This is a genomic window from Pseudoalteromonas sp. S3260 (assembly GCF_005886925.1).
GTDB classification, from domain to species: Bacteria; Pseudomonadota; Gammaproteobacteria; order Enterobacterales; family Alteromonadaceae; genus Pseudoalteromonas; species Pseudoalteromonas tetraodonis.
Window position 1 is genome coordinate 1 of the sequence record NZ_PNCV01000035.1, and the last position, 12,564, is coordinate 12,564.

The 12,564-nt window shown below is 39.8% G+C and carries 8 protein-coding genes and 1 pseudogene; 4 read left to right on the plus strand and 5 right to left on the minus strand.

The features are described from left to right. Positions 1-258: 258 nt before the first annotated feature. Complete coding sequence (gene smrA, locus CWC14_RS06220) at positions 259-840, plus strand: DNA endonuclease SmrA (protein ID WP_076921492.1); 582 nt, start codon at positions 259-261, stop codon at positions 838-840. A gap of 256 nt (positions 841-1,096) precedes the next feature. On the opposite strand, the gene CWC14_RS06225 is transcribed toward smrA, so the two are convergent. After that, positions 1,097-2,017 (minus strand): 2-hydroxyacid dehydrogenase, encoded by a 921-nt coding sequence (locus tag CWC14_RS06225; protein ID WP_076921490.1) that lies wholly within the window; start codon positions 2,015-2,017, stop codon positions 1,097-1,099. Positions 2,018-2,177: 160 nt separating this feature from the next. On the opposite strand from CWC14_RS06225, the gene olsF reads away from it, so the two are divergent. Continuing rightward, positions 2,178-3,908, plus strand: coding sequence for a bifunctional ornithine lipid synthase OlsF (gene olsF / locus CWC14_RS06230; protein ID WP_138561900.1), 1,731 nt, complete (start codon positions 2,178-2,180; stop codon positions 3,906-3,908). Between the two features lie 83 nt (positions 3,909-3,991). Here olsF and dapE read toward each other — a convergent pair whose 3' ends face one another. After that, positions 3,992-5,197, minus strand: a complete 1,206-nt coding sequence (dapE, locus tag CWC14_RS06235; protein WP_138561902.1) for a succinyl-diaminopimelate desuccinylase — start codon at positions 5,195-5,197, stop codon at positions 3,992-3,994. Positions 5,198-5,268: 71 nt separating this feature from the next. Then, positions 5,269-6,686 (minus strand): annotated as a pseudogene (locus CWC14_RS06240) (MATE family efflux transporter). A 273-nt stretch (positions 6,687-6,959) separates the two neighbouring features. Here CWC14_RS06240 and CWC14_RS06245 point away from each other — a divergent pair. Beyond that, positions 6,960-7,613, plus strand: coding sequence for an OmpW/AlkL family protein (locus CWC14_RS06245; protein WP_013464458.1), 654 nt, complete (start codon positions 6,960-6,962; stop codon positions 7,611-7,613). 53 nt (positions 7,614-7,666) lie between these two features. On the opposite strand, the gene CWC14_RS06250 is transcribed toward CWC14_RS06245, so the two are convergent. Together CWC14_RS06250 and tyrR are read right to left on the minus strand one after the other, a co-directional pair. Further along, positions 7,667-8,203, minus strand: a complete 537-nt coding sequence (locus CWC14_RS06250; RefSeq protein ID WP_016899430.1) for a thioesterase family protein — start codon at positions 8,201-8,203, stop codon at positions 7,667-7,669. 112 nt (positions 8,204-8,315) lie between these two features. Continuing rightward, entirely contained in the window at positions 8,316-9,872 is a 1,557-nt protein-coding gene (tyrR, locus tag CWC14_RS06255; RefSeq protein ID WP_013464456.1) for a transcriptional regulator TyrR, read from the minus strand. A gap of 741 nt (positions 9,873-10,613) precedes the next feature. On the opposite strand from tyrR, the gene CWC14_RS06260 reads away from it, so the two are divergent. Beyond that, positions 10,614-12,113: a peptide MFS transporter gene (locus tag CWC14_RS06260; protein WP_013464455.1), complete on the plus strand. Its 1,500-nt coding sequence runs from the start codon at positions 10,614-10,616 to the stop codon at positions 12,111-12,113. Positions 12,114-12,564: the final 451 nt, after the last annotated feature.

Sequence of the window (12,564 nt, forward strand, 5' to 3'; positions counted from 1 at the left end):
TTGCAGCAGTCTGTTTGGTATTTAGGCAAGGCAGAGCCTATGTGGTGTGGTATTCCCCATAGATAGGTGATAACGCAGCATCAATGCCAAACAGGCGCTGCCCTTTGGGTTCTGCCTAGGGGCGATTTACTCTTTGTTGCTCGGTTTTTACTTAGCCCACTAGGTTACAAACCTCGCGCCGCGATTAAACCGCCTCTAGTTTGAACAAATTTTAATCCGCAAAGGTCAACAGACCCTTGCCTAATTTGAGATAAGCCCATGCCATTGTCAGATTTCGATTTATTCTTAACTTCTATGGAAGATGTTACCCCCATAACGCATGACACTGTGACCTTACCACCTAAAAACCATAAAGCGGTCATCGCCCAGCAAGAAAAAAATAAAGCAGCACAATCAGATTTAATCTCTGAACAGTTCAATCCGTTGGATGAACCACTTGAATTACTCGATCCACTTGCCATATTAAGCTTTAAAAAAGAGGGTGTACAAAGCGCGGTTTTTAAAAATGTAAGATTAGCGAAATATCAGCTTGATGCGACGCTTGATTTACATGGGCAACTTTTAAAAAATGCACACGCATCATTATTAGCCTTTGTTCAAGACTGCCATCAGCGAAATATAAGAATGGTACTCGTTCGCCATGGCATAGGTATTAAAAATAAAACCAAGCCAGGGATATTAAAAAGTTACGTAAATCAGTGGTTACAAACAATTCCATGCGTTTTAGCGTTTCATACTGCACTTAGGCAGCATGGAGGAAGTGGTGCGACTTATGTTTTATTGAAGAAAAGTGATGATAAAAAGCATCAAAACAGAGAAATACACAGCAAGCGTAGCTAAATCTTGCTGTGAAAATAAGAGTCAGATCAGCAGCGCTGCCGCATTGGCTTGATTAAACCAGGCAGATATTCCTAATATAATGATAGATACAACCACGATGCTAATTTTTGCGCCCCCTTGATTGGGTTTCATAATTCATCCTATTTTTTTATTATTGTATAACTGTTTTTAACAATAATAAAAATTACAAATGTTAACAAGCTGTTTCTGTTAAAAATTAAACAAATGTTAATCCTTGAAGGCCAACAACTGCTAACTAATAACCTTGCTGCTTATCAATGCAATTTATTAATGGCTGTTTCGCTTTTAAACGCAAAATGTTTTCTGCTATTTGTTCAATAACACTATCCAGATCTGACAACGCAGCACAGTGCGGTGTTAAAGTAATACCTGGATGCAACCAATAAGGGTGTTCGCTTGGCAGTGGTTCACTGGCAAACACATCAAGCGTTGCTGCGCGTATACGTGTATTGTTAAGTGCATCAAGTAAATCAGCTTCTACTATATGCCCACCTCTGGCCACATTAATCACCACAGCATGTTCAGGCAGTTGCTCAAGTAACTGTTTATTAATAATGCCTTGGGTACTGCTGGTAAGCGGTAATAAACATACTAAATAATCGGTTTGCGCAAGCATCTGTGTTAAGCCGTCATCACCATGATAGAGTGTCGCAATGTTTGATGTTTTAGGGCTTCGGCTCCAAGCATTTACGTTAAAACCGTTATTAACCAGCCTATGTGCACATGCTTGACCTAGTTCGCCAAACCCTAAAATGCTTACTTGATTATGTTTATGCGCTCTTTTAGGTTTCCATATACTTTGCTGTTGCTTTATTGCATATTCTTTTAATCGCAATTTTTGTGCTAATACATGGGTAAGTACGTATTCAGCCATATCGTTGGCTAACTGTTTATCAACAATACGCACGACCTCTACATCCGCAGGTAATAAACTTAAATCAATGCTATCAACGCCAGCGCCAAACGATGACACAGCCTTTAAGTTTGGTAACGTGGGCCACAGTGATGCAGGCGCATTCCACGCTAAAACGAACTCTACACTCTCTAAATTTTGGCAATCATCAAGTTCTTCAATTCGAATACTAGGCAATCGTGATTTCATTTTTGCTATTAATTTTGTGTTGTCTCGACCTGTTATAGCCACCAAAACTGACATGATGATTCCTTAAAAAGTAACCCTGAATAATAGTACTGATATGGTTCAATTCAATAGTATGTAAACGGTTTTAAAAAGTCACACAACTGACCGCGTATTGTCATATCCGCACTCTAAGCTAAACATATTGGCTTTAGCCTAGTATAAAAAAGAGGTGCGTATGATCAGTGTAGATAAAGTAATTGCGACTAACTTACCACAGTTAACTAACTCATTTAAAATAAAAAAACTGGTAAAAAAGAGCCTTAGCTACTTATTACATGAACAAGAGTTTACAAACTTTGCAACAACTTATCCCCATCTTCAAGGAATAGAATTTGTCGAGCAAGTACTTGATGAACTTGATTTTGACACTCGATACAAAGCAAAACAAATAGAAAATATTCCCAGTGAAGGGAAAATTGTCATTATTGCTAATCATCCAATTGGATCCTTAGATGCGCTTGCATTAATTAATGTGTTATCGACGGTGCGTGCTGATTTAAAAGTCGTGGCTAACCGAATGCTAATGACCGTTGATGCAATGCATTCATTATTACTACCCGTTGATAATTTGTCGGGGCAAAGTAAAAAACAAGAGCTTAGTAATATCCACCAGCATTTAAAAAATGAAGGAGCATTACTTATTTTCCCTGCGGGTGAAGTTTCTCGACTTCGACCAACAGGGATCAAAGACTGTAAATGGAACAGCGGGTTTTTACGTATCGCTAAAAAAGCCAATAGCCCAATTTTACCCATACATATAAAAGCCAGAAACAGCCCGCTTTTTTACGGTGCCTCTATGCTATATAAACCGCTTGCCAGTCTATTACTAGTCAAAGAAATGTTTAAACAGCGCCAAAAATCGCTCGAATTTGAAATAGGCGCCTCCATTGCTCCTGAATCTTATTTAATACCCGATTTAAAAGACAAGGAAGTTGTCGAGCTTATACGAAAACAGCTGTACCGTTTAACCACTAAAAAAACACTGCCACTAAAAACTCATGCCCCTATTGCCTCACCAGAGTGTAAAAAAGAATTAAAAAAAGCCATCGAAAGCTGTGAACATTTAGGTAAAACCAGTGATGGCATGGTTATTTATTTATACCAATACCAAGGCAGCTCACCGTTATTTCGTGAACTGGGTCGCTTACGGGAAATTGCCTTTCGTGCAGTAGGTGAAGGCAGTGGAAATCGCCGTGATATAGACAAATACGATATGCATTATCAACACTTAGTCTTATGGGATGCACAATCACTCGAACTAGTTGGCGCTTACAGATTAGCCTGCGCGCAGGATGTGATTGAACAGCACTCTCAACGTGGGCTTTATACCGATAGCTTATTTAATTATACCCAAGAGATGACGCCATACTTCAAGCAAGGCATAGAATTAGGCCGTAGTTTTGTACAACCCAAATACTGGGGCAGAAAAAGCCTCGACTACTTATGGTATGGCATTGGTGCCTTTATTAACCGCTACCCTCAGTATCGTTACTTATTTGGTGCCGTGAGTGTGTCAAACGCACTGCCAGAGCAAGCAAAATCCTTACTGGTGCATTATTATCAGCACTATTATGGCTCTGAAAAATCACTCGCAACGCCTAACAATGCTTTTCGTCATACCCGTGAGCAGCAGATTCAATGCACTAATTTTTTTATGGGTAACAACATCAAAGAAGACTTTGTAGAACTTAAACACATACTGGCTAATATGGGCACCCATGTACCCACACTATTTAAACAATATACCGAGCTATGTGAGCCAAATGGAGTAACGTTTTTAAGTTTTAGTATTGATCCGCAATTTAATAATTGTATTGATGGGTTGGTATTGGTCGACCTTGAGAAAGTAAAACCGAGTAAAGCAAAACGCTATTTGGGAGCGCAAGACACCGCCTCAATAAACTGAGTTTTGCCGTTAAAATATTAACTTAAGCGCCTAAGCTTGGGCGCTTAAACTTAAATACTTAAACTTAGGCAATTTCATATTTATCAAATCCCCTGATTATTAGACTGAGTAAATATATGTACTAATAGTTGGGTGTATATTTTCTCTATTTGTAACAAGTCGCTAATGGGCACATGTTCATTAACTTGATGAATGGTCTGGTTTAAAACCCCGCACTCTATCACTTGCGTGTTTTTACTTGCAAAAAACCGCCCATCTGAAGTCCCGCCGCTGGTACTAAGTACTGGATAGCTTCCTGTCACGTTAAATATTGCCTGCTCTAGCTGGGCGAGTAAGCAGCGCTCTGCCCTATGGCTTGTATAATAAGGTTCACATGGACGCTCCCATTGCACCGTTAAATATTCGTTTAAATCATTCAGTGCAGTAAGTACCAGCTGTTTCACATCTGTACTTTTATACCCATGGCTGTAGCGAATATTAAACGTAATATCACATTGAGCAGGCACTAAATTATCAAGCACGTTATCAATATTAATACCGGTAACTTGCAAGCTTGTTTTTGAGCTTGGCTCATCTAAAAGCCAATCAATTTGGGTTAATCTATTTACTACTTCAGCGCTGATATGCGCAGCATTGATGGTATTTTCAGGATAGGCCACGTGTCCTGCTTTTCCTTGAATAGTTAAACGCGCTGACAGCGCGCCACGTCGGCCATTTTTTATGGTGTCGCCCACTTGCAAATGACTTGTAGGCTCACCAACAATACAGCCATCAAGTACAACACCTTGTTGTGCTAGGCGTTTCGCAATCAACACTGAGCCATGCTCTGCCTCACCTTCTTCATCAGAGGTGATCAACCAATACAAGGTGCCCTGCTTTTGCCGCGCACTATGTATTAACGACTGCGTTGCACTGAGCATGGCTGCAATGCCTCCTTTCATATCGGCGGCACCACGCCCATAAATCGCATCATTAATTATTTTTCCATCAAACGGATCAGCTAACCAGCCACCTTGCGCAGCAGGGACCACATCAATATGACCAGAAAATGCCACCACAGGACCTGCTCCAAAAGATATTTTAGCAATTAAATTACTGACATTATGGGCACTAAACTGCTCAATGCTAAAACCTAAATTAGTTAGCTGATGTGCCAGCCACTCAATACCACCTGCCGAATTAGGCGTAATTGACTTAAATCGGATCAGCGTTTGTAAGTGAGTGAGCTTTTTTAACTGTGGAATAGTTAAGTACGGCGCGGGTACTTTTTTGTTGATAGCTTTTGTCATAATAAACACACCTCGTTTTAGCAGTGTATTTATTACAACGACTTTTTATGACCGCATTATGAAAATACAGGCTAACGTGTGCCCTCTTCTATTAATGTTTCTCGTGTCACCTGCACAATGTGTTTATCTTCTTTGGTTAATCTGGTTTTTTTCCATGCGCCACGCATAAACCAGGCGAACGCTATCAGTGCGATGGTTATGTTCGTAATTGCAAACGAATACCATATTCCCTGATCGCCAAGCAAAGTGTGATTAGAAAGAATATAAGCGGCAGGAAACTGCACCACGCATTGTGATAATAACGCGATAATCATGGCATTAAGCATATTCCCAGAGGCACGAAAAGCAGCAACAATACAAAGCTGAACACCAATTCCCCCCCAGCTTAAACACATCATTTGAACAAACTGCGCGCCTTTATTTATTACACTGTTATCTTCGGGAATAAAAAATGCCACCAGCGTATCAGCATACACGTAAGCAATACCCCAACAAAAGAAAGGCCTATTAATCCCCACATACTGGCAAGCTTCGTTATTTGCTCAGCCCGTTTAATATTTCCGGCGCCCATATTTTGCCCCACCAAGGTTGATACCGCCATTGATAAACCCATGGCAGGGATCATCACCATTTGCAAAATATTAGAGCCCACGCCATAAGCCGCAATAGTAACGGTTCCAAAGCTTGCCACTAAAAATGACATGATGATCAAGCCAAAAGCACGTGTTGATAATTCAATAGAGCCAGGCGCCCCTAAGAAAAAAGCCCGTTTCATATATTGCCAATCGGGATAAAAACTTTTTAGCTGTAATTGAATGCCATGGCGACCGCGTAAAAATATAATAATGCCCGCAAGCGCCGCTAAACTTTGTGTAACCAAAGTCGCCAGCGCAGCGCCCATAACGCCAAGCCCTTCAAAGCGGCCGTAACCAAAAATAAATAAGGGGTCGAGAATAAAATTAAGTAGCACGGTGGTGCTAACTATGATTAAAGGTACTTTAGTTTGCCCAATGCCCCGCATTAGCGATTGGAACATGGCGTAAATAAACACAAAAATAACGCCAATAAAGGACACATGCATAAACTTAAGCGCATCACTGTAAACCGCCTGCTCAACGCCTAGCAGTTTTAAAAAGTATGGGGAAAGTATATAACCTAAGAGCCCTAACACTAAGGCGGTAAATGCAACCATTAACACCGTTTGCGCTGCAACATGGTTCACTTTATCTTGCTGACCTGCGCCCATGTATTGCGCCGATAATATAGCACCGGCCATTGCAAGCCCAGAGCCTATAGCAATGACTAAAAAAGTGATCGGGGTACTAATAGACACTGCAGCGACTTGGGCTGCTCCTAATCGCCCAACCCAAAATGCATCCGTAAGCTGATAAGCCGACTGCAATATATTAATGAGGATAATAGGAATACCTAATTTCAACAGCGATTTAGCAATGGAGCCTTGAAGATATAGTTGACCAGAGGGAGTCATGAGGTCGCTTACTTTTATTAAACCGTGAACATAGCCTTAGTTTAACAAAACTAGCTGATTATATTATGAATACTTCGTTTGTGGCTTGTATTTAAGTGATCAGTCAATAATTTTTAAGCACTAATTAAGTAAAAGTTTAATCTAAATCAATAAATAGAGGCTCTTTACTCATCCGCTTTTGAAACTTTGATCTAGAACAGGTTTTTATTTTTAACCTCGAGCAATAATAGCCTCAATCAACAAATAGTCACACAGTAGTTCACGGAGAACAACATGAAAACTAAACTAAGCATTGCAATACTTACTTCTTTACTGGCTCTTTCTCCTGCAGCACACGCTAACTTTAGTGTTAATGTTGGCGCAATTAATGTTAATCCAGATAACGATGGTTCAAAAATTAACGAAGCACCTACTCTAGGCTTAAAAGGCGACTCAGATACTCAGTTAGGTATTACTGTAGATTACGCATTTAACGACCAATGGGTATTAGAGCTTATTGCAGCAACGCCGTTTTCTCATGATGTAGAAGGTACTGGTGGTTTAGCTGGTAATAAAATTGCTGATATTAAACATTTACCACCATCACTGGTTGCACAGTACCACTTTTTAGATAGCAGCTATGCACTTCGTCCGTTTGTAGGTGTGGGAATTAACTATACGACGTTCTTTGACGAACAGCCTTCTGCAGCACTTAAAGCAACGTTAGGAACTAACGATGTAGAAGTAAAACTAGATGATTCATTTGGTTTTGTTGCTCAAGTAGGTGCTAACTACAAGATTGATGAAAAATGGGGCCTACACGCTATGGTATCTATCATGGATATTGATACTGATGCGACTGTTTATGCTAATGGCGCAAAAGCATTAACATCAACCGTGTCACTTGACCCTGTTGTAGCTATGTTTGGTCTTAAATACTCGTTCTAATAACGTTTATGTGTGTGTTAAAAAGGCCGTTAGGCCTTTTTTTTTGCCTGTGTTTAGCGAGGTAAGTTATTTACTTTTTTTTGCTCAAGCATTTCTTTCCAGTGAATTATTTCAGCCGGTAAAATGGGGGCAACCCCGTCAAAGCCTGCAACCTCGAGCATATGCTCAACACTGACCACCCCTTTCTTACTTTTAAACACGCCGCGCACATAAGCAATGGCATGTAAGCCACGCTCTGAATGAAACTTTTGTTCAATATAAAAGTATTTATGATCCCAGCCAACCAAACGCGTACTAATAGTAAAACGTTGCATTGGCTTAATATCGCGGATGTAGGTAATAGCTGTCGCATTAACAATAGGAAACCAACGACGTTTCATTATTTGCTTAAGCAAACCAACCCGTTCAGTCATCCAGGTACGCGATAAATCCATCATCGCTAAATAGCGTGAATTGGTTAAATGCAAATTAATATCGCAGTCACTTGGTAATGCTTTGTAGTCTATATCAACCGTATCTAACAGCGATTGATAGTCACGATTACGTTTAATTTTAAAAAATAACAGCAGTAGTCTAAAATATAAGTTCACAGTAGAGGTCTTACCAGTTGAGTTTTTATCAGTGTATCATAGCGATTGACTCCTTTGGTTGTTTTTAAACCAAGGAATCAATCATTAAATGAGGATATTTGGGTATCTATCTTTAAACTTTAACCGTTTTGCGGTTAATGCCGTAATCACGCAATTTATTAGCCACTGCAGTATGACTTAATCCCAAGCGTTTAGCTAACTGACGAGAGCTAGGATAGGCAGGATAAAGCTTACGCAGTAAGGTGGCTTCAAAACGCTTAACTGCTTGATCAAGCGAGCCCTCAAAATCAGACTCTAAATAGCCTAAATCATGGGTAAACGTGGGTAACTGTAAATGTTCAACGCGCAGTTCACTGTCTTCTAACAACGATACCGCACGGTAAATCGCGTTTTCTAATTGGCGTACATTGCCAGGCCATGGGTAATCTTGTAAAAACGTTAAACATTCTTCAGATAACTCGGGGACTGTATGGCCATTTTGCTGCGCATATTTTTGAATAAAGTGTTCAGCAAGTGGCCCAACATCCGCTTTACGATCTCTAAGCGGCGCAATTTCCAGTGTTAATACATTAATTCGGTAGTATAAATCTTCTCTAAATACGCCCTCTTGCACCATTGCTGGTAAATCTTTTTGCGTGGCAGCAATAATACGCACGTTCACTTTAACTTCGTTTTCGTCGCCAACTTTTCTAAATGTACCGTCTTGTAAAAAACGTAGCAATTTAGTTTGTAGCTGCGTCGACATTTCACCTACTTCATCTAAAAATACCGTTCCACCATCCGCTTGTTCGAGTACACCGCGTTTAGGGGCTGCGTTTTCTTCATACCCGGCGTAACCGAATAGTTCGGACTCAGCAACATCATCTGGTAATGAGGCACACGATAAAGCAATAAATGGTTTTACTGAGCGGTTAGATGCATAGTGACAAGCTCGTGCTAGCAACTCTTTACCCGTCCCCGTTTCACCCGTAATAAGAATGGGAGCTTCAAGTTGCGCCATTTTTCGCGCTTCGCGTACAACACGACGCATCGCCGTACTAAAATTGTGAATAGTCGCGAAGCTTTCTTGGCCATAACGCCTAAAAGCACTCACTTGCTGACCTAAACGGCTTTGCGATTTTATATTAATTACCGCGCCCGCTAACACATCGCCTTCGCTGCCTTGAGGGACCGCAATAGGCAGAATATCTGCAATAAAATCTTCACCTGCTACTTCAACACGCGTGGTTTGCCCCAGTACTTCTTTGCCCTCTAACCAACGGGTAAAGTTAAAGCCTTTGAGCAAATTATTAATATTAGCACCGGTGACTTCTTTTTCTGTTAATTGTAAATCTTTGCAGGCTGCGTCGTTACACAGGCGCACCCACCCTTTAGCATCAATAGATATAACGCCATCAGGAAGTGCTCTTAATAAGGTGTTAAGTTCGTTGTGCTCACGTTCAGACGGTAAAAACGCGGTTGTGCGTACATCATGTACACCATCGATTAAGCGAATAGACGGCATGATTTTTTGAAATTGTTCAAATTCAATCTCAGGAAAACTCACATACATACGACAATTTACTGAGTCGACTTCAATCCCCTTTAAGTCAACATTGTAGCTAACTAAAATATTAAGAATCTCTTGAGCAATACCAACTCGGTCTGCACAGTGAATATCTAAACGCATACACCCTCAGGTAAGTAAAAACTAGTTGGCGTGAATAATACGCTAACTCTGTTTTCGAGCATAGTTTATTGTAAAGAAATTTGGACGAAAAAATGTTTTTTACTAACTAGAGGGCTTTTTCAAGCACTTAACGCATTCAAGTTTGGCTGTTCACTAAAAGTCGGGGTTATTGCAACTCAATTTAGTCTAGCTGGCCTTGTATAAATTATATGCTGCAATGAGCGAATCATTACTGTCCATACGCCAATATTCGCCCATGTTTAATCTAAGTGGTGATTATTAAATTAAAGTAGTAAAGGTTAACTATTATTAAAAATTTAGTAGCTGTAACTACCCGTAAAACAAGCTTTTATTTATTTTTCAAGCTGTATTTAAACAGTGTTAAAGATAACGTTGGTATGACAATGTTACCTATGATGTTAAAGATATTTTTTGATAAGTTTAGGTGTTTACTACAGCAAATAGGGGTTCACACACTGGTATTTAACAATTACATAACCGATGTATGATAGCGCGCTCAACGCTTCCCCTCGCACAAAGGTCTATGTATACTTAGGCGCAATTGTAACTAGGATAAGGGTGTGACTCTTACCTAAACGTATAGCTGCGTTTAGCAAACCATTACCTTAGCTGCATAAAAAACACTGATGATCGAGCATTTATTATACTTTTTATGAGTAAAAATTTAGCTAAATAAAAAACCACAAGGTCATCAAAACAATAATGAATTAGGAAGTAAATATGAGTTCAAATTCTGACAGTGGCTGGTTTGGTCACCCTAAAGGACTTTCAACCCTGTTTTTCACAGAAATGTGGGAACGAATGAGTTACTACGGTATGCGAGCGATGCTCGTATTATTTATGACAGCAAGTTTACAACAAGAAGGCCTAGGATTTACCGTTGCTTCTGCTGCTGCAATTTATGGCTTATACACAGGTTCAGTATACTTTTTAGGTTTACCTGGTGGTTGGTTAGCAGATAGATTGTTTGGTGGCCAAAAAGCAGTATGGTATGGCGGTATTATTATCATGTGTGGCCATATTATCTTAGCCGTGCCACATGAATATTCATTTTTCATTGGTTTGATCTTTGTTGCAACAGGTACTGGTTTACTTAAACCTAATATCAGTGCCATGGTTGGTCAGCTTTATACTGACGAAGATGAGCGCCGTGATGGTGGTTTCGCTATTTACTACATGGGTATTAACTTAGGTTCTTTAATTGGTTACTACGTGTGTGGTTACTTTATGGAAAACGTAGGTTGGCACTGGGCATTTGGTGCCGCGGCTGTTGGTATGGGTATTGGTTTAATTCAATACAAGCGCACACTTAAAAACTTACCAGATCACAGCGCATTACCTGCTAACCCATTAAGCCCTAAAGGTACTTCGCGCGCATGGGGCGGTATTGCTGCATTTGTTATCGCGACCGCCGGTGTTACCGCTGCTGCGATGACAGGTGCTATTGTCATTAACCCATCGATTGTTGCAGGGTACACCGCAGTTATATTTACTGTTATCTTTTTCGTTTACTTTGGCCTTATATACTTCAAAGGCAAACTAACCGATGCTGAAAAACAAAGAATGTGGGCGCTATTTTTAGTCTGTGTCGCTTCAGCCTGTTTTTGGTCTGGCTTTGAACAAGCCGGTTCTTCATTAAATCTGTTTGCTCGTGACTACACAGACCGTCTGGTTGGCACATTTGAAATTCCAACGACTTGGTTCCAATCTCTAAATTCATTGTTCATTATTGCGCTATCGCCATTCTTTGCCGCTTTTTGGATTAATTTATCTAAAAAAATGGTCTCGCCTACTTACAGCGTAAAATGTGCGTTGGGCCTCGTTATTATGGCTTCAGGCTTTTTAGTAATGTTTATGGCAGCACACTATGCCGCTGAAGGCTTAAAAGTAGCACCTTATTGGCTTGTTACTACGTATTTCTTACACACAGTGGGTGAGCTTTGTTTAAGCCCAGTTGCATTGAGCGCTGTAAGTAAGTTATCGCCTCGCCGCTTTACTGGTCAAATGATGGGGGTATTCGTACTTACATATTCTATCGGTAACGTTATTTCAGGATTACTTGCTGGTAACTTTGATCCTAACAATGTTGAAGAAATCCCGAACCTTTACCTACAAATTGCCTTATTTAGTATCGGTGTAGGTATCATCTTAGTGCTGATGAGTTTTAAAGCTAAAATATGGGAAAAACAAGGTTTAGAACAAACCGCACCAACACAATAATTTAGATTTATCACACGCGTAATTATGAGCTTTGATAAATGATATCAAATACCTCCTGTAGTTAACTGCAGGGGGTATTTTTATGGCCGCTAGATTAAACCACACAATTTTTACATTCAGCCGTTTATTATTTATACCTCATCACTGTGCATAAACGAGTTTATAGCAGCAAACCATCAATACTCTTTGATTTTATATATCGCAGCTAACCAAACTCATTAAAAGTGTAAATAATAAAATACAAAAACCGCACTTTTTTTAGCGCAAAAAAACTAAAAACACATATAAATAAATTAAATTAAAATATTAATAATCAATAATTTAACAAGAAAACCTGCTCTTTTATCTCGCTACCTAATTTTTACTTTCACCTGCTCGTATGTAAATAAACAACATACTTTGATAACCGTCTCGTAAAATTTACACACGCGCTATTTACTAAATAACAACA